We start from the raw sequence: 24,398 nt of genomic DNA on the forward strand, positions 1-24,398 counted from the left end.
AAGTACATGGCGACGAATCAAGCTCCGTCACAAGATGTGCAAGAAATGGTGGCTCAGGCAGACACAGGTGCACGTAGCCCCTCGGGAATGCAAGGACGAATCCTTTGGTTTGTTCCTCTGTGTTGGTCACTATTTCAATTATGGTACGCATCTCCGCTACCATTTATTTTTAATTTCGGCGTACTGAACGACACGGAAGCGCGATCAATCCACCTCACTTTCGCGATCTTCTTGGCTTTCACTGCTTATCCAGCGATGAAAAATTCCCCTCGCGATCATATCCCTCTTGTCGATTGGATATTGGCGCTAGCAGGTAGTTTTTCTGCGGCATATATTTACCTTTTTTATACCGAGCTAGCTGGACGTTCCGGTGCACCAACAACGGTAGATATCGTCGTTGCTGTCATCGGTATGGTTCTCCTTTTAGAAGCAACACGCCGAGCGCTCGGTCCACCACTGATGGTGGTTGCTGCTGTCTTCCTTACTTACACCTTTGCTGGCCCTTACATGCCCGATGTCATCGCGCATAAAGGAGCGAGCTTAAACAAGGCCATGTCTCACTTATGGCTAACAACGGAAGGTGTATTCGGTGTCGCATTAGGCGTTTCAACCTCTTTTGTGTTCTTGTTTGTATTGTTTGGCGCCATGCTGGAACGCGCTGGCGCAGGTGCTTACTTCATTAAAGTCGCCTTCTCTTTACTGGGTCATATGAAAGGTGGTCCTGCAAAAGCGGCCGTTGTTGCATCTGGTTTATCCGGGCTTGTTTCTGGCTCTTCAATCGCAAACGTGGTAACCACTGGTACCTTTACCATTCCATTGATGAAACGTGTCGGTTTTCCGGGCACCAAAGCTGGAGCCGTTGAAGTTGCCGCCTCAACTAATGGTCAGTTAACACCACCAATCATGGGCGCAGCGGCATTCTTGATGGTGGAATATGTCGGTATCTCATACGTTGAGGTGATTAAGGCTGCCCTACTTCCGGCACTTATCTCTTACATCGCTTTGATTTACATCGTTCACCTTGAGGCGTGTAAAGCGGGTATGACAGGTCTTCCTCGTCGCCACAACCCAACGTTAGTACAAAGTTTGCTTTCCTTTACTGGCACAATCTTGGGACTGTGTGTGATCAGCGCATTGGTTTACTACGGAGTGGGTTGGACGAAAGATGTCTTTGGTGATGCCGCGACGCCAATTGTTACGGTTGCCCTGTTAATTGCGTACGTTGGCTTGGTGAAGATCTCAGCAAATCATATGCAAGATGGCGCAATTGAGATTGATGCAGAGTTAACAGAAGTACCAGATCCTGGCCCAACGGTTAAATCTGGTTTGCACTATCTACTGCCTATCGTTGTATTGGTTTGGTGTCTGACTGTAGAGCGCTTCTCGCCAGGTCTTTCAGCATTCTGGGCAACGGTGTTCATGATTTTCATTTTGCTGACTCAGCGTCCATTGATTGCTCTGTTATCAAAGCAAGGTGACATGATGCAGCAAACCAAAGATGGCTTCGTCGATCTGGCTGAGAGCTTGGTTGCTGGCGCTCGCAACATGATTGGTATCGGCGTTGCAACGGCAGCGGCAGGTACCGTAGTTGGGGTCGTCACCCTAACGGGTATCGGCCTGGTCATGACGGACTTCGTTGAGTTTATCTCTGGCGGTAGCATCATTCTTATGCTGCTGTTTACCGCAATAATCAGCTTGGTTCTTGGGATGGGTCTACCGACAACGGCGAACTACATCGTAGTATCTACGTTGATGGCACCGGTTATTGTCACGCTAGGTGCAGCACATGGCTTGATCATCCCACTCATTGCGGTGCACTTGTTCGTTTTCTACTTTGGTATTTTGGCCGACGACACCCCACCCGTAGGTCTTGCGGCATTTGCGGCGGCTGCGATTGCTAAATCAGACCCGATTCGTACAGGTATCCAAGGCTTTACTTACGATATTCGAACCGCCATTTTGCCATTCATGTTTGTGTTCAATACCCAGCTACTGTTGATGGGGATAGACTCTTGGTGGCATTTAGCACTCACTGTCATCTCATCGATCATTGCGATGCTGATCTTTTCCGCCGCAACACAAGGATGGTGGTTCACGCGTAACAAGTGGTGGGAAACCGTTCTATTATTAGTACTGACATTTTCGTTTTTCCGTCCTGGTTTTTGGTGGGACATGCTGTATCCAGCGAAAGTTCTTTCTCCTGGCGTTGAGGTAGCTCAAATCACGGAAACGCTAAATGTAGGAGAATCATTGGAGCTACGTGTTGCCGGCGAAAACCTTGAGGGCGACTACATCGAGAAAACGGTTCGTCTTCCGTTCGAAGACAGTGCGACAACAGCGGAAGCACGTATTTCTTCTATGGGTCTGATGCTGACCGAAAGCGACAACAAAATGATTGTCGATATGGTCGAGTTTGGTAGTCCGGCAGAGTCTGCAGGTATCGACTTTGATTGGGAGATCAAGTGGATTATCCAAGATGCAGAACGTCCGATGAAAGAATGGGTATTTGTGCCATGCTTAATGATTTTGCTGGTGCTTGCCATGAACCAAAAACGTCGTGCTCGTAAGGAACAATTGAGCGCATAACCGATTTGGCCCCGAGGACAAGGGGCCTTAGTGAGAGACATTGAATGTACAAACAAATTCTTGTTCCGGTTGATCTAAATGACCAAGGCTTTTCAGACCGAGCGGTTGAACTAGCGGTTTGGCAAGCAAAGCAAGCGAATGCGCAAATCCACCTTCTAACAGTATTACCTGGAATTCACATGTCGATGGTTGCTACATACTTCCCAAAAGATGCAGCAGCCAAAATGAAGCAAGACGTGAAGCAGCAATTAAAAGCTTTCGCCAATAAGCATATTGCTGAAGATGTTGTGTACCAAGTGCATGTTGCTGAGGGCAAAGCCTACGCGACAATTCTTGATTATGCAGAGCGCTTGGGCGCTGATCTCATCATTATGCCAAGTCACAAGCGTTCTAAAATCAATAAAGTAATGCTTGGCTCTGTCGCAAGTAAGGTCGTGGAATATTCTCCAATCAATGTGATGGTCGTGAAACCGCAAGGTTAAACAACTAAAGAAACGAAAAAGGACGCTAACATTAGCGTCCTTTTTATATTGAACAAGTAATGATTATGCCATTACTGGGTAATCAGTATAACCTTCTGCTCCACCTAAATAAAAGTGCTCAGGTTTTGCCTCATTAAGAGGTGCATTTTTCTTAAATCGCTCAACTAAATCTGGGTTGGCGATAAATGGAACGCCAAATGCGACCACATCAACTTGATTTTCTGCAATTGCCGTTGTCGCTTCTTGTGCACTGTAGCCCACGTTGGCCATTAGGTAACCTTGATAGTTTTCGCGTGCTGGCTTGAGAACATCTGCTTTTTGTACGCCCTTTAGATCCGCACGCATCACGTGCCAATAAGCAAGATCGAAAGCATTAAGTTGCTCGGCTAAATAACGAACCAAGCCAACCGGATCGCTGTCTTTCATATCATTAAATCCATTTAATGGTGATGTGCGCAGCCCTACTCTTCCAGGTCCCCATACCTCGACCACTTCTTTAACAATCTCAAGTAAGAAACGAGCACGATTTTCGACCGAGCCACCGTACTCATCAGTACGTAAATTCGATCCATCACGAAGGAAATTATCAATAAGATAACCATTGGCGCCATGTATCTCCACACCATCAAAGCCTGCTCTCTTGGCGTTTTCCGCACCTTGCTTAAACGCTGCCACAATAGAAGCTATCTCATCCACTTCGAGTGCTCGTGGTACCGTATATGCTTGCTTACCTGAAGGGGTATGGACTAACTCATCACGAATGGCTAGTGCGCTCGCTGCAACAGGCGTTTTCCCATCATTCAGTTCAGGATGACAAGCGCGTCCCGCATGCCAAATTTGCAATACGATCTTACCGCCTCTCTCATGAACCGCATCCGTTACCTTTTTCCAAGCTGCAATTTGTTCTTCGTTATAAATGCCCGGTTCTGCCATAAAAGCAGACGTTCCTTCCATCACCATGGTGCATTCAGCAATGATAAGTCCAGCACTCGCGCGTTGAGCATAATACTCAACCATAAGGTCATTCGGGATATGATCTGCGCTGGCACGAGCGCGCGTTAAAGGGGCCATAATGGCACGGTTATCTAATGCTAATTGACCGAGTTCGATAGGAGAAAATAAGTCTACAGAGTTGGACATATTGTTTACCTCAAATGACAATAACTTGATGGCTAAGGATGAGGAGCCAGACTATAATCAGATCAATATTGAAACAATATGGATAATTGAAAGTGATTGTTCGAAATTTAGAAACAATTGACTTTAGGACACTCTCTATCTTTGTCACAAGCTGTCGACTACTGAGCTTAACCAAGTGCGCGCTGGAGTTAAACCTACCAAAATCTACTGTTAGTAAAGCCATAACCAAACTCGAACAACACTTTGAAGCCAAGCTCCTAGAGCGCACGACCCGAAAGTTGGTGATTACCGAAGCTGGTCAAATGGTTTTAGAGCGTGCTGCAAGCTTAGTTGAAGAATTTCACTCGATTGGTCAAGACGTTCAGGAAATGGAACAGCAGATCCAAGGTCGGCTTCGCATTGCTGCGCCACCAGCATTGGACGCGTATATGGCTGAGCACATCTTTTTACCATTTTTAAAACAATGGCCAAAAGTACAAATTGCGTTAGAAGCATCGAACGATTTTGTTGATCTGTTTTCACACGGTTTTGATATGGCAATTCGAGTCGGCCAGATCGTCGATGATCGACTGATTGCTAAAAAATTGGGCTACACCACCCGAGTATTGGCCGCCAGTCCTGAGTATTTAGCTGAGTGCGGTGTACCTGAGACTCCAGAAGATCTGACAACACACAACTGTTTGAGATACCAGTATGTTTCAGAGATAGGCCCTTGGACGTTGATTTCGCAGGACAGCACCGTCAACGTCTCGGTAAGTAGTAACTTCTCTAGCACCACCGTAGAAGCGGTATTAAAAGGCGCGCTCAAAGGATTGGGAATCGCTAACTTACCTATGCAAAACATGACGCAAGAGCTGGAAAATGGCTCCTTAGTCAGAGTTTTACCTCAATGGCACACGGTACCAATGCCTATTTATTTAGTCTATCGTCCTGGCGCAAACCGAACGCGACGAGTACAAGCGATGATTGACCATATCATGAGCCTAAGATCTCAGTTTGAATTTGGTCCTCGACATGGTTTGTGTTGCGGTGAAGCATAATCCCGCCACCATTGAGCATTAGCGTGCGGCTCGGATAAATGCCGCAAGCTTCTCACTAGCATGCAGTTCACTCAATGCAGACATACTATCCGCTGCTTCCACTTTGCCATCAGCCACAAACACAAAGTGGCTGGCAATAGCTTTGGCATCGCTTAAATGGTGCGTGACCATCAATACGGTTATTCCCCGCTCTGCTGCCAGTTTTTTTACCAAGCCTAGCATCTCTTCACGCAACACCGGATCAAGCGCCGAGAAAGGCTCATCCAACAGCCACATGGGATGAGGCTGAACAAAACAACGCGCCAAGGCAACACGTTGACGCTGCCCTCCAGAAAGGTGCTCAGGCAAACGGTCGAGGTACTCTGCAACGCCAACTTGCTGCGCCGCTTGTTCAACCTGACGCTTTTGGTCTACAGTGAGCTTCAGCCCTGGGTGTAAACCTAAGCCAATGTTGTCACGCACCGACAAGTGAGAAAACAAGTTATGCTCTTGGAACAGCATGGAGAAAGGACGCTGATAAGGCTCTTTACGCACAATAGACTCACCATCAACCCGAATGTCACCTTGGTCAGGATGGATAAATCCAGCCACCAACGCCAGCAACGTCGATTTTCCAGCCCCACTTGGTCCCATCAGCGACACTATCTGACCTTGCTCAATCGTTAAGTCAAAACGAAACAGCTCACGTTGGTAGGTGTACTGCACATCATCCAACACTAACATTACGCTCTCTCCTTCGTTTTCAATACTTTCTCAATCAAGGCAAAACAGCCCACACTCAACAACAACAAGGTCACCGATACCACCGCAGCCGCGTCCATCTGATAGCTGCCAAGCAGCTGGAATAAATACAGAGGTAAAGTGCGGAACTCTTGTCCGCCAAACAACGCGATAGCACTTAAATCGCCAATCGCAAACATAAAGCTGATCGCAAACGCATGTGCGAATGGCTTGCGCAGCGCCTGCCACTCCACCACTTTAAAGCGTTGCCAGCCACGCATGCCTAAGCTGGCACACACATACTGGTATTGCTGCTCGATGTGCAGCATTGGCTGTGCCAGCGTTTTGATCACGTAAGGCAAAGCCATCAAACCGTTCACCAAAATCACGACAAAAAACGCCAAGCTAAAAACATCGGTAAATGATCGCAACAGCAAGAATAAACCGGTGCTAATCACCAGCCCTGGAGTCACCAAAATAATGGTGCCGATTAGCTCAATCTGATCGGCTCGCGTGTTTTTGTACTGCAAACGCCAACGACGGCTGGTCAACAATATGGACACGCCCGCAGCGACCGCAAGCGCACTGGCTAACCCTGCCACTTTGAGTGAGTTAGATAACGCAGACCAAAAACGTTCATCGGTTAACACCGTCCAAACTTGTTGGTTGATGCCACTCAGTAACACCATCAATAACGGTGGTATCACCAGTAAAAAGGCACCTATGATCCAAAAGCTATCCCAAGCTTTTGACCACCCATGATCCTTCGTTAAATATTGCTGTACCGATGTGCTGCCAGCACTGATAGAAACAGGCTTTGTTAACTTCTGCACTCCAATGGCAAGCAGTCCACATAACAGCATCTGCCACAGCGCCAATAACGCCCCAGCTTGTAAATCAAAATCAAACTTAATCGCTTGGTAAATGGCCAATTCAATGGTGGTAGATTTTGGCCCGCCCCCCAATGCCATTACAGTGGCGAAACTGGTGAAGCACAGCATAAATACCAAACCACAAACGTGGGGAAGTTGCTGTCTTAAACGCGGCCATTCCACCCAACGAAACTTATTCCAATGGTTCATACCTAAATGCGCACACAGCTTATGTTGCTCGGCAGGAATAGATTCTAATGCTTGCAACAGCAAGCGCGCCGCGTAAGGTAAATTAAAGAACACATGGGCGAGTAAAATGCCGTTCAAACCGTAAATAGAAAATGGCAGTTTGCTATCGAAACTCTGTAGCCACTGCGCTAACAAACCGCTGTTGCCATAAATCGCTAATAGCCCGAAAACACCAACCAAAACAGGCAAAACTAGCGTCGATGCAAATAGCTTAAGCAGTAATGACTTACCCCAAAATTGGCGACGTGAAAGCGCGTGCGCAACTGGAATGGCAAAGCCAACACTGAGCAATGTGGAAAGAAAAGCTTGGTAGAAGCTGAACTTGGTGACATGTTGATAATACGGGTCGTCCCATACCACAGACACATCAAGTGAAGGGGCTTGAACAATCAAAGCACCTAGGGCAGAAACAACAAAGGTCGCGATGATCATCGCGACCCCTAAACCTATTTTTGGAACAGAATTCAAAGGTAAAACCTATCTCATTCAGATGAGGGGTGGAACGTCAGCTAAAACGTCAGTGCGCTTTGCCATTCGCGAATCCAAGACTTACGCATTTTTGCCACTTCATCAGCACTAAAGCTCAACGACTTGTTTGGAACGCTCAAGGTTTCAAAACCTTTAGGTAACTCAACGTCAGTAACAGGGTACATCCAGTTACCCGTTGGCATCGCTGACTGGAACTCATCACTTAAAATGAAATTCATAAATTGATCAGCAAGTTCTGAATTTTTTGCCCCTTTCACTTTAGCGGCGACTTCAACTTGCATGTAGTGACCTTCAGCAAAATTCGCCGTCGCAAACTTTGAATCGTTTTCCGCAATTAAGTGGTACGCAGGTGACGTAGTGTAAGAAAGCACTAAGTCCGACTCGCCGTTAAGGAACATGGAATACGCTTCTGACCAACCTTTCGTGACCGTTACGGTTTTGCTCGCTAGCTTCTGCCACGCTTGCGTCACATCGTCGCCATAGATGGATTTCATCCACAGCATCAAGCCTTGGCCCGGCGTTGACGTACGCGGATCTTGATAAATCACTTTCAAATCGTCGCGCGTTTCCACCAGCTCTTTCATGCTTTTCGGCGGATTAGCCAGTTTCTCTGTGTTGTACACAAATGCGAAGTAGCCGTAATCGTACGGTACAAACGTCGTGTCGCTCCAACCATTTGGTAACACTGTGTTGGCCGTATCCACATTGTGCTCGGTAAGCAGACCGGTTTTCTTCGCTTCCGCCATCAGGTTGTTATCCAAACCTAACACGATGTCGGCTTTGCTATTACCGCCTTCAAGACGAAGACGATTCAGGATCGACACACCATCGTCCAACGCCACGAAGTTAACGTCACAGCCACATTTTGCTTCAAAAGCTTGCTCGATTTTAGGACCCGGCCCCCAATCTGCGGCAAAAGAATCGTAGGTATAAATAGTTAATGGTTTTTCAGCAGCAAACGCTGAAGTAGAGGTAATTGCAGCTAAGGCAATCAGACTTGAAGTGGTTTTCACTGCTCGCTCTCCATGAGTATTTCAGAGAAATAAGTTGAGCGGCACAGGGTTTGAGGCGGCTATTAAGGACTTCCAATATCCAGACTCAATTCCTACGCCAGCATTATCTGGTTCAGGTAATACGGGTCCCTAGTAAAGCACTTAGGTCTCAGCGCCCAAATGCATTGATTGACTCAATGCAAAATGGGTTTGCTCCCCGATGAGTTGGATGGATTGTAAAGGTATTTGAGTGGTTACACAATCAGCTCACGAGCGCTGGTCATAGCCCCAACGAGGCACTAAACCTTGCTCAATACCTAAGTGGTCGAGAATTCTCGCCACCATAAAATCCACTAAGTCTTCAATGCTCTTTGGCTGATGGTAGAAGCCCGGAGCCGCTGGCATGATGGTGACGCCCATTTGCGATAGCTTGTGCATGTTCTCCAGATGTAGCGTTGAAAATGGCGTTTCACGAACCACGAGCAACAGTTGCCCGCGTTCTTTCATTACCACATCAGCCGCCCGTTCGATCAAGTTGTCCGACATACCATGCGCGATCGCCGCAACACTTCCTGCTGAACATGGGCAAACCACCATTTGCTTTGGTGCCGCTGAGCCAGACGCTACCGGTGAGAACCAGTCATCTTTACCACAAACAGTGATGTTATTTGGATCACAGTTGAGATGTTCCACCAGCGCTTGCTTTGCGGCGTCTGGCCCACTTGGCAGCTTAAGGTTGTGTTCGGTTGCCATCACAACGCGAGCCGCCGAAGAAATCAGAACGTAGACATGATAATCCGCCGCGACTAAACATTCTAAAAGGCGCAGACCATAAGGCGCACCAGATGCTCCAGTTAACGCTAAAGTGATGGCTTTTTCTGCTTGCTGCTGTTTGTTTTGCATAAAATCAGGCTTTTTGTTTAAGTTGCTCGAGGATCTTGCCGTGAATACCGCCAAAGCCACCATTACTCATCACGAGGATTTGGTCACCTGGCTGCGCACGTTCAACGATTTTCGCTACAAAGTTATCGATGTCAGCGTCAACAAAAGCAGGTTGCTGACATTGTTCCGCGATATCTTGCACCGACCATTCGATGTTGTCTGGTTGGAATAAGAACACTTCATCTGCGCTGTGTAGCGAATCCGCGAGTGTGTTTTTGTGCACGCCGCGCTTCATAGTGGCAGAACGAGGTTCCAACACGGCAAGAATGCGTTTTTCGCCTACCTTGTTACGCAAACCACCGACGGTGAGTTCAATTGCCGTTGGGTGATGCGCAAAATCATCGTAAACCGTCACACCTTGCTCTTCACCTTTTAACTCAAGACGGCGCTTGGTGTTAATGAAACGGCCCAGAGCCTGACACGCAAGCTCCGGCGTTACGCCAACGTGTCGCGCCGCGGCAATCGCCATTAACGCATTATCAACGTTATGATCACCCACCAAATCCCATTCGACGGTACCGACCTTCTCGCCTTGTAGAGCAACTTCAAATTTTGAGCCATCGACCACTAATTTGTGCGCCTGCCAGTCGCCATCAACACCTGAAAACTGCTTTTCTGTCCAGCAACCACGCTCTAATACATCCGCCAAAGCTTGGTCTTGCTTCGGAGCTAAGATTAAGCCATTGCCGGGAACCGTTCGCACTAAATGATGGAATTGGCGCTTGATCGCCTCTAGATCATCGAAGATGTCAGCATGATCAAACTCAAGGTTGTTCATGATTAAGGTTCGAGGATGGTAATGCACAAACTTAGAACGCTTATCGAAAAAAGCACTGTCATATTCGTCCGCTTCAACGACAAAAAACATGCTTTCACCCAAACGAGCAGAGACTCCAAAGTTACCAAGTACTCCACCAACTAGGAAACCAGGTTGATAACCGCAGTCTTCGAGTATCCAAGCCAGCATGCTCGACGTGGTCGTTTTACCGTGTGTCCCCGATACCGCCAATACCCAGCGATCGTGCAGCAAAAACTCGTTGAGCCACTGCGGACCAGAGGTGTAGCGCATGTTGGTATTGAGCACGTGTTCAACACATGGGTTACCGCGGCTCATGGCATTACCGATCACCACAAGGTCTGGTTGAGGGTCGAGTTGAGACGGGTCGAAGCCTTCAATAATTTCAATACCTTGAGACTCAAGCAACGTGCTCATCGGTGGGTAAACGTTGGCATCAGAACCAGTGACTTTATGCCCTAATTGGCGCGCTAAAATCGCAGCGCCGCCCATAAATGTGCCACAGATACCCAAGATATGAATGTGCATAAACTAAACCTTGTAATGCGTTCTTTAATGCTTTCATTATCGCGATCACAACCAGAAAAGCGAGAGACTTTAGCCTTCTTCTTGCAGTCCCTTTCACAAATATGACAAGGTTGAACACAGACTGTACAACCTCTTGCTTACTGATGAATACCTCAAACAAGTCTACAAATAAATTGAGATCTCAAACAGTTACTTCATTACCATTAAAAAGATCTGCGACTTAAACTTACATCCAGCGCAATCGTTTAACATCCATAAAGAGATGCTCACTTGCGCACTACCCCCAATGAAATAAAAATGTAAGGATTAACCATGTCAGGACTGCGCACCCTAGGCGAGTTCATTGTCGAAAAACAAGCGGATTTCCCCCACGCTAGCGGTGATCTATCATCCCTTTTAGCCTCCATTCGTTTAGCTGCAAAAATCGTTAACCGCGAAATCAACGCAGCGGGTCTCGGTGATATCACTGGTGCTGTAGGCACGGAAAATGTCCAAGGTGAAGACCAGCAAAAGCTCGATGTTTACGCGAACGATAAGTTCAAAGCCGCGCTTGAAGCTCGTGACCAAGTGTGTGGCGTTGCCAGTGAGGAAGAAGACGAAGCGGTTGCTTTCAACAAAGAGCTCAACCAAAACGCCAAATATGTGGTACTGATGGACCCACTTGATGGTTCTTCTAACATCGATGTGAACGTCTCTGTCGGTACTATCTTCTCTATTTATCGCCGTGTTTCACCTATTGGCACACCAGCGACAGAAGAAGATTTCCTTCAGCCTGGTCATAAGCAAGTTGCCGCTGGTTACGTGATTTACGGTTCATCAACCATGTTGGTTTACACCACGGGTAACGGCGTAAACGGCTTTACTTACGACCCATCTATTGGCAGCTTCTGCCTTTCTCATGAAAACATGATGATCCCAGAAGAAGGCAAGATTTATTCGATCAACGAAGGTAACTATATTCGCTTCCCTCAAGGGGTGAAGAAGTACATCAAGTACTGCCAAGAGAATGTGCCAGAAGACGGTCGTCCATACACTTCTCGCTACATTGGCTCATTGGTTGCTGATTTCCACCGCAACTTACTGAAAGGTGGTATCTACCTTTACCCTAGTACGCAAAGCCATCCTCAGGGCAAACTGCGTCTGCTTTATGAATGTAACCCAATGGCGTTCTTAATTGAGCAAGCGGGCGGTATTGCATCAGACGGCGTCAATCGCATCATGGATATCAAACCAACCGAATTGCACCAACGTGTGCCTTTCTTTGTTGGTTCTAAGAACATGGTTCGCAAAGTTGAAGAGTTCCTTGAACTGCACCGCGACGAAGAATAATTTCAGACCTTTGTCCAACGCGGCAGGTGTTTACCTGCCGCGTTTTTGTCGCTAAAGTGAAACGCGAATTTATCATCAGATGAAGCCGCTTCTGTGTGACTCATCGTTAATGAAAAGGAATATTCTAATGAGCTTAAACCATGTGCCAGCAGGCAAGTCGCTGCCTGAAGATATCTATGTCGTGATCGAAATTCCTGCAAATGCAGATCCAATCAAGTACGAAGTAGATAAAGACTCTGGTGCGGTATTTGTCGACCGTTTCATGTCTGCACCGATGTTCTACCCATGTAACTATGGCTACGTGAACAATACGCTGTCTCTTGATGGCGACCCAGTCGACGTACTGGTACCAACACCATACCCACTTATGCCAGGTTCAGTGATTCGCTGCCGTCCTGTTGGCGTTTTGAAGATGACGGATGAGTCAGGTGAAGACGCAAAAGTGTTTGCGGTTCCACACACCAAAATCTCGAAAGAGTACGATCACATCCAAGATGTGGACGATATCCCAGAACTACTGAAAGCGCAGATCACGCAATTCTTTGAGCGTTACAAAGAGCTTGAAGCAGGTAAATGGGTGAAAGTGGATGGTTGGGCAGATGTTGCTGCCGCTAAAGCTGAAATCCTAGAATCTTACGAGCGCGCTCAGAAAAAGTAAGCATCACGGCTGATACAAAATTAAAAAGAGCTGCTTTAGGGCAGCTCTTTTGCTTTTCATCTTGTGTAAGTCAACTAGATAGGCGCGCCTGCAGAAGACATTCGGCCAGCGTCATAGTCATGCTGAAAGAAAGGGTCTAGGTCATCACAAATACCAAAATACGGACGCCCGATAACACCAAGCATGTACGCGCTTTGTTCACAATACTCTTGCTTCCCTTGCTGATAACCCGTTTGATAGGCAATGATCAGTTCAGGCGTAGCATGATTAGTACCATCCAGTGCAGCGATACGATCTTCAGATAAAACTCTTAATCCATCTAAGGCAGACTGCTTACCAAACGCTTGCCAGTCGGTAGCATTACTCGAGGTCGGCAGGGTTGTTTGCGCGCATGCAGCAAGAATCAACGCCATTGCTCCAATTACGAATACTTTCATCATGACTCCTTAGTGACCAGCTCGTCGCTGTTGATAATGTCAGTATAGCTCACACCTTTTGACACCAATCTCCGGAAGCGATTTCTTCGGTCAGTTGTTCAGTATCTTGATACAAGTAGATCCAAGCTTGGCCAAACGGCGTGACGATACTCTCTCGACGATACTCTACTGGCACATCTTCCAACTTATCTAGCTCGGATAAGGTTTCATCATCAATCAGATACACTTCACCTTGTATCGAGCGCTGCCCAACAGACAACGCGGGATAAGGACCTAAGTCATACAGTGCGAACTGAGCGTCCGTTTCATGCTGACCAAGAAACTGGGCCGAGCTCAGAAAGTGATGATTACACTCTCCTTTACGCAAGGTCCCATATACAAAAACTAAATGCTGCATAACCACTCCTTAGTCATGAAATTTATGTACGCAGGCGAACAAGCTCTAATCGAACTCAAATTGATAGAGTAGGTCAACCGCACTATCTACACCAGAAACCGCCTCTAAATACAGATCTTGCATCAATCGATAACGCACGGTGAACTCGCCTAGTGAGTTAAAGATGCCGACGCCGTATTTCACCTGTAATCCCGGCAGAATGTAACCACTGACGGTCACTTGAGAATCATCGCCCGAACCCGCCGTATCCAATTGTAAATCTTGAACCCCAAAGGCTTCGCCGATTTCACCAACCACGCGTCCACTCTTTGCCAAACTTAGGCCGATCAACGTGGTCGTCATAGCATTGCCTCCCGCTTCGCCATCAATGTCTTGACCACGAAGTAGGTAAGAGAGCGCATTCGCTTGAGGCATCGCTGGCTCAGAGAATATCTCCACATTTGGATCCGATGCTGGTCCTGTTACACGCACACCAGCAATCACGTCATCTTGGGTATTATCTGGATTTCGAATCGCCTTAATAGAAACGTACGGCTGATCTGCCGGACCATTCATTAAGATCTTACCTTCTTCAATCACCAAATCCTGACCAAAAGAGCGGTATGAACCGTCGACGATATTAACCTCACCAACGATGAACGGACCTTTATCTTTCTGTGTCACATTGAGGTTACCTTTCAGGCCACCTTTCAAGCCAAAGGCGGCCAGTTGGAAGTCATCACCGATTTTAATGTTGATATCCGTTTCAACATCAAATGGCATTGGCTCGATATCACTCACAGGCTGTAAGTTCTGGTCCAAAATCACGGTGTCGCTTGAAACACCAACCGCACTTGGTGGCAGCTCTTCAACCACTACTCGTCCCCAAGGCAGATTAATATTACCTTCGACCTTAGCAAGCTGTGGTGTGACATCAATAGTCATGTCCGGCTCAACTTTGATTTTTACCATTGGTGGAAGATCCACCTGAAGCTCTTTCGCAAATACGCGCGCTTTGGTATGCCAATTTTGTAGATCCTGCCAATCGGCCTCACCAGTCACTTCCAACTCACCATCTGGCGTCATGATACCCGCATCAAGATCCGCTTGGTGACCTTTAAAGTTGATCGCGACCTGACCGGAGTTAATGTCTATCGGCGTGACTTCACCTTGTAGCTTCATTTGATCAATCAAGAACTGACCGTTGACCTTAGGGTGCATAACATCACCAGATATCGCCAAATCAGTATTCATGTTCGCTTTGAATAGGCTGTACTCACCTATCAACGGCGCTAAGAAATCCAGATGGAATGTCGATAGCGAGACCTTACCGTCAATCTCAGGCTGCTCAGACGTTACATCGACCAAAGAAACCTGACCTGATAAGTCACCATTGTCTCTCACATCAAATAACCACTCAGCATCTAACTTGTCTTTTGCCAGCGCCGCTTTAAAGCTAAAGCTTACCCAACCAAGAGTTATCGGCTGCTCTAGTGCTTGCTCTACTTGACCTTTAGGCATATCAACGTTCACCGTGACTTCCGGCTTCATCTCTGGTGCCCATTTTGCTGTCGCTTGCGCGTTGACCGACCCTTGTAATTTCGTCTCTGGCGGCAGGAACTGCTTGATTTGTTCAAAGTCAAAGTCGTTCACAGCTAACTTGGCTTCGCCACTTTGACCAACACTAATATCTTCGGTCAAACAAACACTCGAATTGGCTTGCAGCCAACAATGTGCTTGAACATCAGCGATTTGTTTATCAATGTTGACTTTAACCGCCGTCGATTTCTGCAACGCCCAAGGTCCCTGCGGCGTGCTCAAAGTAAGACGACGCAATGCACCATCCCAGATCATTTGCGGCTTCTGTATGAATGAGCCTTCAATTTCTAAGCTGGTTGATACAATGTCAGACACCACATCTAGCGTCAGTTGGTGCAGTTTTTCATCCCCAGAAACTTCAAGGTCTGCACTATCAACTTTAATGTCGTCGTAGGTAATGTTGTTCGCAATGAGGCTTAAATTCGCTTTCGGTGCTGGCAGAGGCGTCACATCCCCCTTCAAAGTTATGTTTTCGACGTTCGCTTGCTGCTGCCAGTTCACTTGGTTTAGCGCTAGGTCTAATTTGATGTCAGGCTCTTTCAAGCTACCACGCAGCGCCACGTTGCCTTGCATCTTACCCGCTAGGTCCGGAACACTTTTCGAAAAATCGGGGAAGTTAACCTCAACATCCATTAATATCTGCTTATCAATATTACCCTTGGCACTCAATTGGTTAGGGCCATGAGAAAGCGCTAAACCTTGCGTGGTAAGCTGAATGTCTTCACCTTTGCCATTCTTATCAGACGCTTCCAGTTGGCCTTCCACATTCAGCGGATAACCGCGCAAAATGCCATCGATATCTAACTTAGGTAAACTGACTTGCCAACCGCCTTGTTCTGTTAAAGAACCTGAAGTCGAGAGGCTACCACTGATATCGCCTTCCGCTTCTTCCCATTGAAGCCCTGGTTGAATATGTTGCAAATTAAGGTCAGCTTGCCAGTTGATTGGCGCAGCCCAATTCGCCATCACCTGACCGGATAGCTCACCGCCCAATGTTTTGACTACCAGGCTTTCAAGATCGATTTGCTCTAATGTGCCTTTGCCGTTTAGTACAACATCTACAGCAGGAATATCTTTACCCGAAGCTTGTGTTTCTAGTGCCACGGTGTATCCGTCCAGGGAACCTTTTGCAGATAAACTTGGTACCGATACTTGATAATCACTTTGACCGATTAACGGCCATTGCGCTTGCACATTTTTGATTGCAACATCAAAGGGTAACTGCGCTTTCAGGGGCTGAAGTTCACCTTTGATCTCCGCTTCGACTAGTTCAGATAAGGTCGCAGTGAGAGAAAGGTCTCCCACCGAACCAGCAGCTGACAGCGACAGCTTTTGCCCTTTCGCATCCGCTTGCTTCACCAGCGCATCGAGCTGAGCTTTGAGAGGATAGTCGGCAGAAAGCGTTACTTGCGTGCTTAACTTACCTTCCACTTCAGGCATATCGAGCTCTAATGTTTTCACATCAACACGGTCGCCCCCCGCTTTCGCTACAACACCAAGCTGGTGAACGATCACCGGCTTCTCACCTGCAAGCTTGAAGTTATGAATATCAAGGCGTCTTGCTTCCACAGTGAGTGGAATCCACACCTCGGGTAACATAATATCTTGCGGCGGAGCGTCAGCGTCTTTCGGCTCGTCGGTGGCGGCTTCAGGTTCAGCTTCACTTGGAGCCAGTGCAACATTGATGTCTTTTAATGCCGTCGGCGCAATCACTAAACGGTCGCCTTGCATAGAAAGCCCGGTAGAGAAATCTTGCCAGTCAATTTGGTTGCCCAAAATGTTTAAGTTAATGTCATCAAAACTGACCTTATTAACAAAAATAGGGACTGGTGTACTGACTGTACGTAATGGCGGTGTCTCCTCTGGCTCTTCGCCTGCCGGAGGGAGCTCTGGCATCTGAAAGTTAACACCTTGCAGGGTTAGCTCATCGACACAGACTTTAGGATCAAAGAAACAACGGAAGTTAACCGCTAACGCTAAACGATCGACTTTGGCGTCGATGTTCAAAGATTCGTCGACAAAACTGACGTTCTGTAGCTCAAAACGAGGAAATAATGAACCCTGAACTTTCTCTATCTGTAGTTGCGGTAAAGCCTTTTCTGCTCCCCACAACGCGAGCTTAAGACCAGGGTGAGTAAATAGCACTGTCGCAACAAAAATGATGAGCAACAGCAATAGACCAATCAAACTTAGCGACAGCCATTTGGTCCACTTAAACATCATTTTGATCATAACTCAGGCCCCAATGAGAAGTGGATGCGGAACTCTCTTTCTGGTTTTTCATCCAGTCCCCACGCAAAATCAAAGCTAACCGGTCCAACCGGAGACGCCCAACGGATACCCACACCAGCACCCGATTTCCATTCAGGTGTTTCGTTAAATGCATCACCAATATCGTAGAAGGTGGCTGCCCACCAGTTTCCATACACGCGATATTGATATTCTAATGTGCTGCTGACGATGTATTTACCACCCGTCAAGGCGCCACTTTCATCCACAGGTGAAATAGACTCATATCCATAACCACGAATGTTGTTATCACCACCAGCGAAGAAACGCAGGGAAGGTGAAAGCTTTTCAAATTCGTCAGTGATGTTCGCACCACCTTCTAAGCGGAACAAACCACGATGATTATCACCGATCCCGCGGATCCAAGATGATCGACCTAATAGGCGCAATACTCGCGTTTCTGACAGCAAAGCAGGATCACCATATTCGATCGTTACACTTTGCTTATCCCCCCACATTGGCATGTTGCCACCACGGACACGAGTTCGTGAAAAAGTGGCTCCGGGTAACACAAATTGCACCCCATCATCTTGCAGACCTTGAGAGAAGTTTTCGTACAAGTGACGAACATAAATGGTTTTATGCCAGCCGCCATCGGTTAGCCAATGTCGTTCAACTGCCAGGTTGGATTCCAAACTCTCCGTATCTCGGTTATCAAGGTGTTTTAAACCAAATTGCAGTTGGTAGTATTCACGCAATACATCATCAAGCGGGATTTTGTAGCCTGCCGTGATCGTCTGCTCTGGCTTTGATAGTGATAACGCCGTATTAAAGCTGTGGCCACGTGAACTAACCCATGGTTTTTTCCATTTTAACGTGCCACGCACACCAGTATCGGTCGAGTAACCAAGACCGGTTTCTATTTGGTTTTTTGACGCTGGCGCGAGCGAGACCTTAATTGGCAATTCGCGTCCCTCATCCAATTTACTTAAATCAGGCTCCACAAAAACCGATGAAAACCAATCTGTATTAGACAGATTTTGGTTGTACTCCCCCACTTGCGAAACCAAGTAAGGTTCACCAATTTCAAAAGGTCGCATTGATTCAACACGGTTTTCCCAAATCTGACTGCCAGTAATGTTAATCGGACCAAAGTGATAACGAATACCACTGTCATAATGCAAACGCACGTTCGCTTCATTGAAGTCAGGAATCACTTCAAGTTTGCTGAGCTTGTAATCACCATTGAAATAACCACGCTGCAACGCCAAGTTACGAATACCCGATTTCAGGCTATCGTATTCACCTTGATTCAATACTTTGCCGACTTTAAGCGGTGAACGTTCAATAAGTTTGGCGAACTCTTCATCGTCTTTTGCTTCACCTGTGATCACCACATCCATGACTTTCACTTTCACAGGTAAACCCGGCTTGATGCTGACGATCAACTCATCATTCCCTTCCGGAATAGAGTATGAAATTTTTGCATGATAATACCCAAGCGCATTGAGAGCTTCAGTGATACTTTGATCTAATCTCGCTTGAAAACGCAGAGAAGTGGAGTAGTCCTTCGCTGGAATGGACGACAGGTACGCACTGACATTCTCTTCTAAAGCGCCATCGATGCCTTTTAAAGTCAAAGAAACATCGGCATAGGCACCATGAGAAAAGGCAAACAGGCCAACAATGGTGAGGAGAGCTTTTTTTATCATGCTTTTTTGGCTGAATGAGGTTAAGTAAACGTAAATAATGATAACGCCAATTAAAGTCTAAGTCTGTAATATTAATAGGTTTAACGCGGTCTATGTCATCACAGCATCAGATACAGACGAAATGAAAAAGTTCGCAAATTTAAGACACGTATTGAAGGACAAATACCATGCTCAACAAACAAACATTGATCAGTATAGAAGATGCCTTGCCAGGTAGAGATCAACCGATGCAGGTTGAAGATCATCATTTTGTAAATAAATCTAACTTAAAGGCACCATTGGAGCCGCATCAACAACAAATTCTGCTGGGAATGGGCTGCTTTTGGGGTGCTGAGCGCGTATTTTGGCAACTGGATGGGGTTATCTCCACTTCGGTTGGCTACGCCGGTGGATATACACCCAATCCTACTTATGAAGAGGTGTGTACGAGTAAAACAGGCCATACAGAGGTAGTACGAGTCGTCTTCGATGAACGCGTGATTTCCTTAGAAAAACTACTGGCCGTTTTTTGGGAGAAACATGACCCAACCCAGGGGATGCGTCAAGGTAACGATTTGGGCACACAATACCGTTCGGCTATTTACACTTATTCCGCGAAGCAGCAAGAGAGCGCAGAAAAATCGAAGCTCTTGTATCAACAAGCACTGCAAGAGGAACTACGCGAGAATATCACCACTGAGATACAGCCAGCGGGCCCGTATTATTTTGCCGAAACTTACCACCAGCAATACCTGGCTAAAAACCCTGACGGTTACTGCGGTATCGGTGGCACAGGTGTTTGCTTCCCACCCAGCTTACAAAGTTAGTTCCTACGACTAACTCAAACCAAAAAGAGCGACCGAATAGGTCGCTCTTTTTTGAAATCGAAAACTAAATTCAAGCCAACGGGCTCTTAAACAGACAGCGAAGCAATCACTTGGTTGACTTCTTTAAAGATGGTGAGTCTTTTCTGATCGTTGACGTCAGGGAGCAAAACTTTGCCATTGTCGAACTGAAAACATCCAACCCCAGCAATAAAGAATTGACCTTTGAACAACGTTTTAACGAAACGTGCCACTTGTAATGGTCGGTATACAGCAAACTCACGTAGCATAACTCACCTCAATTCCTTTGAGAAAACACGGATTGCTTATTTATCCTCTGCAATCTTGATGCGCAATCTGCGACGAGGTTCATTTTAGCAAATTCTAAATATAACGCAATATTACACCACCCCATACGTTAAATAAATGTTATCAACAGTTCTACAAATTTCCTAGATCTGGATATATACTGGAAAACTTCCAACTCGTACGGAATATAACAATATGAAAACTAAGACTCTCCTGCCTCTACTATTGGCTATAACGCCAAGCTTTGCGTTTGCACACAACCTATCTGTCGGTGAGACCGTTCCTTCTGCCAAGGTCGCGGCTTATGGCGAGATTGTTTTGCAGGGTGAGGGCGTGGCATACCAACCATGGGCAACCCAGCATATGCAGGGTAAGGTTCGTGTTATTCAAGCAATCGCAGGTCGTAGCAGTTCAAAAGAAATGAACGCCCCTTTGATGTCAGCAATAACCGCCGCGCAATTCCCGCAAGAAAGCTACCAAACAACTACGATCATTAACCAAGATGATGCGATCTGGGGGACAGGTTCGTTCGTGAAATCTTCAGCCCAAGACAGCAAAAAAGAGTTTCCTTGGTCATCTATGGTTCTGGATGAAAATGGCGTAGTCGCCAACACTTGGGATCTTAAAGAAGAAAGCTCTGCCATTATTGTTCAAGACAAAACAGGCAAAGTGCTGTTTGTAAAAGAAGGCGCACTTGAGCAAGATGAAATTGCAAAGGTGATCGAGCTAATTAAACAGAACATCTAGTCTCGTTGCTTGGCTCCTTAATATCCGTAGTACGCAGTATAAGGAGCCATGCGACCAAACTTAAAGCTTGAGCCTAGTTTAACGCTCAGTGATTCCACCAAGGAGACTGTCTCAGATTCGGCGACATCGCATGTGTTGACGTAAATTTTCCCACTAGCCAACAAAAGAGTGAACTTTTACTCATTATGGGTGTTATATTATAACAGTCGGTAAGAGGAGCTCAGATGTACCACCACCAGCAAAAGATACGGAAGCATTGGCATCGCACTGTTTTATTTTTCAGTGTCGCGTTGCTGATCGCTTGGAACTTTGCGGTAATCCTTCATCAAGTTGATCTGACTCCCGAACACCACACACACCATCATTGCCAGCTATTTTCTGGGGTTCAGCACGGCATAGCCAAAGCTCAACCGACCCTATCGACGCCAACATTTACGCGCATCCAATACCATGATGTCTTTCAGCGCCTTGTTAATAGTGAAGACATTCGTGGTGCAGCTCGTGCCCCGCCTTATTTTGCTTAATTTCCAAACTATTCCACACTCAACATAATTTGTGCGTATTCCTGCACCTAACGTGTCAGCGAATCGCACCTTAGTAAATAAAAATCTGATCCGGTATTGCTCGGGTTAGTGCCAGCAAAATTAGGAAACACAAAATGTCATCGAAACATGTTTTAGCGCTTGTCATTGGTCTCTCTTTATCGACAGCAGCAAATGCGGACGAATACCGCCAGCACGGTGCTCATGTGCATGGTCACGTCGAATTTAATATCGCCCAAGATGGAAAGGATCTGCTAGTGGAGATTACTGCTCCCGGTGCCGATGTGGTCGGTTTCGAGCATGCTCCAGAAAATGAACTGCAAGAGCAAGCACTTAAACAAGCCATTGCCACCCTAGAAGACAGCAACACACTGTTTGCTATTAACGCGCAAGCCAATTGTGATATTGAAGAAGCTTACGTAAACCATAACCTCAGCAACCCTCATGAAGACCATGATCATAGCGAGCACGACCATGATGACCATGCAAATCACGATCATGAAGGGCACGAACACCATGATCACCACAATGAACATCATGATGAACATGAGCACCATGACGGTCACGATGCTCACCATGAGGAGCATGAAAATGGCGGACATGGTGAGTTTTCGGTGCAATATCGCTTCAGCTGTGACCAAGTTAACCAACTCAGTCACATTCAAACCGACTGGTTTAATCAATTTCCAACGACTGAGTCAATCAACGTCAATATATTCACTGACACCATGCAATCAGCCATCAAACTGAGCAAAGATAACTCCCAAATTGTAATCAAATAACACGAGTGGCGTGTAAGTACACACTTACACGCCAATGCTTTGGTGATTTAGTATGACTGAAATCATGTCAAATGTTGTTGAGCTAAATAATGCCCAGTTTGTCTGGCCCGGTTCAACACACGCAACCATTCATATTCCACAGTTACATATTGCCCAAGGTGAGCACGTATTTATCAAAGGTCCCAGTGGCTGCGGTAAATCTACGCTGCTTGCCCTACTAACTGGCATCAACACGTTAACATCAGGCTCTCTATCCGTACTGAATACTGACCTTGTTAGTTTAAGTGCAAGTCAAAGAGACAAATTTCGCGCCGATCACATTGGCTATATCTTTCAGCAGTTCAATTTATTGCCTTATTTAAACGTACTTGAAAACGTACTACTGCCTTGCCAATTCAGTCAAACACGACGTGGCCGCGCGCTTTCAAGAACGTCATCTCAAACGTTAGAAGAGCAAGCTCAAGCTCTGCTTGAAAGGCTCCACCTACCCAGCGAGCTTCATGCTCGTCCGGTATCGGAACTGAGCATTGGCCAACAACAACGTGTTGCGGCTGCACGAGCACTCATTGGGTATCCGGGGTTAGTGATTGCTGACGAGCCAACCTCCGCTTTAGACCACGATAACCGTAAAGCGTTTATTGAACTCCTGATGGAGCAAACGAATCAAGCCAACGCTACGCTGATCTTCGTCAGTCACGATCCAACGCTTGAGCCCTTATTTGACCGCACACTTAACCTACCAGATATTAACCAAGCATCTGACCTAGGAGCCGCATCATGAGCGCTGTTGCAAAGCTCGCGTGGAAGAGCTTAATCAATCGTAAGGCGACGGCAATATTAACCATCATGACAGTCGCGATTTCTGTCATACTCCTTTTAGGAGTAGAACGCATTCGTACTCAGGCAAAAGACAGCTTCGCCAATACAATTTCAGGCACCGACCTCATCATTGGTGGTCGTTCTGGACAAGTGAACTTGCTGCTCTACTCTGTGTTTCGCATTGGCAATGCCACCAACAACATTGACTGGAAGAGCTACCAAGAGTTTGCCAATCATCGAGCAGTAGATTGGGCGATTCCAATCTCACTTGGCGACTCGCACAAAGGATTCCGAGTAATGGGAACCAACCACAGCTATTTTGAACACTATAAATTCGGAAGTAAGCAACCACTAACCTTTTCAGAAGGCCGAGAATTCAATGGTTTATTTGAAACCGTGCTCGGTTCTGATGTCGCAAAACAGCTGGGGTATCACGTCGGTAGTGAAATCATCATTGCACACGGCATTAGTGATGTAGGCTTTAGCCGACATGACAACCTGCCATTCAAAGTTGTCGGGATTCTTGCGCCCACAGGCACGCCAGTCGACAAAACCGTTCATGTCTCGCTAGAAGCCATCGAAGCGATTCACGTCGGGTGGGAAAGCGGTGCACGTTTAGGCCCAACACCCAAGGCACAAGACCTCAAAAACAGAGACTTTCAGCCCAAGCAAATTACCGCGATGCTGGTCGGTTTGAAATCTCGTATTCAGACTTTCGCCCTACAAAGGCAAATCAACACTTATCCCAAAGAACCGCTTAGCGCGATTATGCCAGGGGTTGCGTTGCATGAACTGTGGGGAATGATGTCTGTTGCCGAGCAAGCCTTAATGGCAGTGTCTGGCTTTGTGGTGATTGCAGGATTACTCGGCATGCTAAGCAGCTTATTAACCAGCTTGCAGGAGCGCCGCCGTGAAATGGCGATTTTGCGCGCTATGGGGGCAAGACCCCGTCATGTTTTCTCATTGTTGATCAGCGAAGCCAGTCTACTTACTGCTGTCGGAATTGTGACCGGACTGGCAGGGCTGTATGCCATTCTCGCCATCGTGCAACCCATCATTCAACAGCATTATGGAATACATCTGACTTTAAGCCTCTTATCGCCCTATGAATGGATGCTATTAGGTTTCGTACAATGCGCTGGAATTGTAATTGGTTTCATCCCGGCTTTTCGCGCCTACCGACAGTCACTAAGTGACGGAATGACAATAAGGATTTAATA

General features: G+C 46.7%; 22 protein-coding genes and 1 riboswitch. Of the genes, 11 read left to right on the forward strand and 11 right to left on the reverse strand.

Annotated features, from left to right (window positions below; translation table 11 throughout):
- The first annotated feature begins 6 nt into the window (after positions 1-6).
- Positions 7-2,586, forward strand: coding sequence for a TRAP transporter permease (locus tag D8S93_RS08830; protein ID WP_152812826.1), 2,580 nt, complete (start codon positions 7-9; stop codon positions 2,584-2,586).
- A gap of 44 nt (positions 2,587-2,630) precedes the next feature.
- Complete coding sequence (locus D8S93_RS08835; protein WP_005392306.1) at positions 2,631-3,068, forward strand: universal stress protein; 438 nt, start codon at positions 2,631-2,633, stop codon at positions 3,066-3,068.
- A gap of 63 nt (positions 3,069-3,131) precedes the next feature.
- Here D8S93_RS08835 and D8S93_RS08840 read toward each other — a convergent pair whose 3' ends face one another.
- Positions 3,132-4,208 (reverse strand): alkene reductase, encoded by a 1,077-nt coding sequence (locus tag D8S93_RS08840; RefSeq protein WP_152812828.1) that lies wholly within the window; start codon positions 4,206-4,208, stop codon positions 3,132-3,134.
- Positions 4,209-4,300: 92 nt separating this feature from the next.
- Between D8S93_RS08840 and D8S93_RS08845 the strand changes: the two genes are divergently transcribed.
- Complete coding sequence (locus D8S93_RS08845) at positions 4,301-5,248, forward strand: LysR family transcriptional regulator (protein WP_272164854.1); 948 nt, start codon at positions 4,301-4,303, stop codon at positions 5,246-5,248.
- Positions 5,249-5,266: 18 nt separating this feature from the next.
- On the opposite strand, the gene thiQ is transcribed toward D8S93_RS08845, so the two are convergent.
- The 5 genes from thiQ to mpl all read right to left on the reverse strand — a co-directional run bounded on the left by thiQ (position 5,267) and on the right by mpl (position 10,836).
- Positions 5,267-5,971, reverse strand: coding sequence for a thiamine ABC transporter ATP-binding protein (gene thiQ, locus D8S93_RS08850; RefSeq protein ID WP_152812832.1), 705 nt, complete (start codon positions 5,969-5,971; stop codon positions 5,267-5,269).
- Positions 5,971-7,557 (reverse strand): thiamine/thiamine pyrophosphate ABC transporter permease ThiP, encoded by a 1,587-nt coding sequence (gene thiP, locus D8S93_RS08855; RefSeq protein ID WP_114323100.1) that lies wholly within the window; start codon positions 7,555-7,557, stop codon positions 5,971-5,973. The genes thiQ and thiP overlap by 1 nt, the downstream gene beginning before the upstream one ends.
- 41 nt (positions 7,558-7,598) lie before the next feature.
- Positions 7,599-8,591 carry a thiamine ABC transporter substrate binding subunit gene (gene thiB, locus D8S93_RS08860; RefSeq protein WP_225461747.1) on the reverse strand — a complete coding sequence of 331 codons (993 nt, stop codon included), beginning with the start codon at positions 8,589-8,591 and terminating at the stop codon, positions 7,599-7,601.
- Positions 8,592-8,663: 72 nt separating this feature from the next.
- Positions 8,664-8,800, reverse strand: a riboswitch (TPP riboswitch).
- Positions 8,801-8,837: 37 nt separating this feature from the next.
- The gene (locus D8S93_RS08865; RefSeq protein ID WP_005392319.1) at positions 8,838-9,473 is read right to left on the reverse strand and encodes a flavin prenyltransferase UbiX; all 636 of its coding nucleotides are present in this window, start codon (positions 9,471-9,473) and stop codon (positions 8,838-8,840) included.
- 4 nt (positions 9,474-9,477) lie between these two features.
- Positions 9,478-10,836, reverse strand: a complete 1,359-nt coding sequence (gene mpl / locus D8S93_RS08870) for a UDP-N-acetylmuramate:L-alanyl-gamma-D-glutamyl-meso-diaminopimelate ligase (RefSeq protein WP_124007403.1) — start codon at positions 10,834-10,836, stop codon at positions 9,478-9,480.
- A gap of 312 nt (positions 10,837-11,148) precedes the next feature.
- On the opposite strand from mpl, the gene fbp reads away from it, so the two are divergent.
- Positions 11,149-12,165 (forward strand): class 1 fructose-bisphosphatase, encoded by a 1,017-nt coding sequence (gene fbp, locus D8S93_RS08880; RefSeq protein WP_005392321.1) that lies wholly within the window; start codon positions 11,149-11,151, stop codon positions 12,163-12,165.
- Between the two features lie 127 nt (positions 12,166-12,292).
- The gene (ppa, locus tag D8S93_RS08885) at positions 12,293-12,823 is read left to right on the forward strand and encodes an inorganic diphosphatase (protein WP_012841160.1); all 531 of its coding nucleotides are present in this window, start codon (positions 12,293-12,295) and stop codon (positions 12,821-12,823) included.
- Positions 12,824-12,897: 74 nt separating this feature from the next.
- On the opposite strand, the gene D8S93_RS08890 is transcribed toward ppa, so the two are convergent.
- From D8S93_RS08890 to D8S93_RS08905, 4 genes are read right to left on the reverse strand one after another with little or no spacing between them, the layout of a single operon-like run.
- On the reverse strand, positions 12,898-13,260 hold the full coding sequence (locus D8S93_RS08890) for a DUF2799 domain-containing protein (protein WP_145474456.1): 363 nt from the start codon (positions 13,258-13,260) through the stop codon (positions 12,898-12,900).
- Positions 13,261-13,309: 49 nt separating this feature from the next.
- On the reverse strand, positions 13,310-13,657 hold the full coding sequence (locus D8S93_RS08895) for a gamma-glutamylcyclotransferase (protein ID WP_012841162.1): 348 nt from the start codon (positions 13,655-13,657) through the stop codon (positions 13,310-13,312).
- A 45-nt stretch (positions 13,658-13,702) separates the two neighbouring features.
- A complete protein-coding gene (locus D8S93_RS08900) occupies positions 13,703-17,467 on the reverse strand; it encodes a translocation/assembly module TamB domain-containing protein (protein WP_152812834.1) in 3,765 nt (1,254 codons plus the stop codon).
- Complete coding sequence (locus D8S93_RS08905; RefSeq protein WP_046874047.1) at positions 17,464-19,176, reverse strand: autotransporter assembly complex protein TamA; 1,713 nt, start codon at positions 19,174-19,176, stop codon at positions 17,464-17,466. The genes D8S93_RS08900 and D8S93_RS08905 overlap by 4 nt, the downstream gene beginning before the upstream one ends.
- 167 nt (positions 19,177-19,343) lie before the next feature.
- On the opposite strand from D8S93_RS08905, the gene msrA reads away from it, so the two are divergent.
- Positions 19,344-19,982 (forward strand): peptide-methionine (S)-S-oxide reductase MsrA, encoded by a 639-nt coding sequence (msrA, locus tag D8S93_RS08910; protein WP_152812836.1) that lies wholly within the window; start codon positions 19,344-19,346, stop codon positions 19,980-19,982.
- Positions 19,983-20,068: 86 nt separating this feature from the next.
- Here the strand turns inward: msrA and D8S93_RS08915 are convergent, their stop codons facing one another.
- Positions 20,069-20,269: a DUF1107 domain-containing protein gene (locus tag D8S93_RS08915; protein WP_012841164.1), complete on the reverse strand. Its 201-nt coding sequence runs from the start codon at positions 20,267-20,269 to the stop codon at positions 20,069-20,071.
- A gap of 214 nt (positions 20,270-20,483) precedes the next feature.
- Here D8S93_RS08915 and D8S93_RS08920 point away from each other — a divergent pair, with 214 nt between their 5' ends.
- The 5 genes from D8S93_RS08920 (at position 20,484) to D8S93_RS08940 (ending at position 24,396) form a co-directional block, all read left to right on the forward strand.
- The gene (locus D8S93_RS08920; RefSeq protein ID WP_005392336.1) at positions 20,484-21,035 is read left to right on the forward strand and encodes a YtfJ family protein; all 552 of its coding nucleotides are present in this window, start codon (positions 20,484-20,486) and stop codon (positions 21,033-21,035) included.
- 224 nt (positions 21,036-21,259) lie between these two features.
- Positions 21,260-21,559, forward strand: a complete 300-nt coding sequence (locus D8S93_RS08925) for a DUF2607 family protein (RefSeq protein WP_005392338.1) — start codon at positions 21,260-21,262, stop codon at positions 21,557-21,559.
- A gap of 134 nt (positions 21,560-21,693) precedes the next feature.
- Entirely contained in the window at positions 21,694-22,359 is a 666-nt protein-coding gene (zrgA, locus tag D8S93_RS08930) for a zinc uptake protein ZrgA (RefSeq protein WP_152812838.1), read from the forward strand.
- A gap of 52 nt (positions 22,360-22,411) precedes the next feature.
- Entirely contained in the window at positions 22,412-23,140 is a 729-nt protein-coding gene (locus D8S93_RS08935) for an ABC transporter ATP-binding protein (RefSeq protein WP_152812840.1), read from the forward strand.
- The gene (locus D8S93_RS08940; protein WP_152812842.1) at positions 23,137-24,396 is read left to right on the forward strand and encodes an ABC transporter permease; all 1,260 of its coding nucleotides are present in this window, start codon (positions 23,137-23,139) and stop codon (positions 24,394-24,396) included. Before D8S93_RS08935 ends, D8S93_RS08940 begins: the two co-directional genes overlap by 4 nt.
- Positions 24,397-24,398: the final 2 nt, after the last annotated feature.

The sequence above is a fragment of the Vibrio sp. VGrn 2 genome (assembly GCF_009361695.1).
GTDB lineage: Bacteria > Pseudomonadota > Gammaproteobacteria > Enterobacterales > Vibrionaceae > Vibrio > Vibrio diabolicus.

Excerpts from the sequence above, each read along its gene's own strand:
- D8S93_RS08830 (WP_152812826.1), top strand. The coding sequence starts at position 7 with ATGGCGACGAATCAAGCTCCGTCACAAGATGTGCAAGAAATGGTGGCT.
- D8S93_RS08835 (WP_005392306.1), top strand. The coding sequence starts at position 2,631 with ATGTACAAACAAATTCTTGTTCCGGTTGATCTAAATGACCAAGGCTTT.
- D8S93_RS08840 (WP_152812828.1), bottom strand. The coding sequence starts at position 4,208 with ATGTCCAACTCTGTAGACTTATTTTCTCCTATCGAACTCGGTCAATTA.
- thiQ (WP_152812832.1), bottom strand. The coding sequence starts at position 5,971 with ATGTTAGTGTTGGATGATGTGCAGTACACCTACCAACGTGAGCTGTTT.
- D8S93_RS08865 (WP_005392319.1), bottom strand. The coding sequence starts at position 9,473 with ATGCAAAACAAACAGCAGCAAGCAGAAAAAGCCATCACTTTAGCGTTA.
- mpl (WP_124007403.1), bottom strand. The coding sequence starts at position 10,836 with ATGCACATTCATATCTTGGGTATCTGTGGCACATTTATGGGCGGCGCT.
- fbp (WP_005392321.1), top strand. The coding sequence starts at position 11,149 with ATGTCAGGACTGCGCACCCTAGGCGAGTTCATTGTCGAAAAACAAGCG.
- ppa (WP_012841160.1), top strand. The coding sequence starts at position 12,293 with ATGAGCTTAAACCATGTGCCAGCAGGCAAGTCGCTGCCTGAAGATATC.
- D8S93_RS08890 (WP_145474456.1), bottom strand. The coding sequence starts at position 13,260 with ATGAAAGTATTCGTAATTGGAGCAATGGCGTTGATTCTTGCTGCATGC.
- D8S93_RS08895 (WP_012841162.1), bottom strand. The coding sequence starts at position 13,657 with ATGCAGCATTTAGTTTTTGTATATGGGACCTTGCGTAAAGGAGAGTGT.
- D8S93_RS08900 (WP_152812834.1), bottom strand. The coding sequence starts at position 17,467 with ATGATCAAAATGATGTTTAAGTGGACCAAATGGCTGTCGCTAAGTTTG.
- D8S93_RS08905 (WP_046874047.1), bottom strand. The coding sequence starts at position 19,176 with ATGATAAAAAAAGCTCTCCTCACCATTGTTGGCCTGTTTGCCTTTTCT.
- msrA (WP_152812836.1), top strand. The coding sequence starts at position 19,344 with ATGCTCAACAAACAAACATTGATCAGTATAGAAGATGCCTTGCCAGGT.
- D8S93_RS08915 (WP_012841164.1), bottom strand. The coding sequence starts at position 20,269 with ATGCTACGTGAGTTTGCTGTATACCGACCATTACAAGTGGCACGTTTC.
- D8S93_RS08920 (WP_005392336.1), top strand. The coding sequence starts at position 20,484 with ATGAAAACTAAGACTCTCCTGCCTCTACTATTGGCTATAACGCCAAGC.
- D8S93_RS08925 (WP_005392338.1), top strand. The coding sequence starts at position 21,260 with ATGTACCACCACCAGCAAAAGATACGGAAGCATTGGCATCGCACTGTT.
- zrgA (WP_152812838.1), top strand. The coding sequence starts at position 21,694 with ATGTCATCGAAACATGTTTTAGCGCTTGTCATTGGTCTCTCTTTATCG.
- D8S93_RS08935 (WP_152812840.1), top strand. The coding sequence starts at position 22,412 with ATGACTGAAATCATGTCAAATGTTGTTGAGCTAAATAATGCCCAGTTT.
- D8S93_RS08940 (WP_152812842.1), top strand. The coding sequence starts at position 23,137 with ATGAGCGCTGTTGCAAAGCTCGCGTGGAAGAGCTTAATCAATCGTAAG.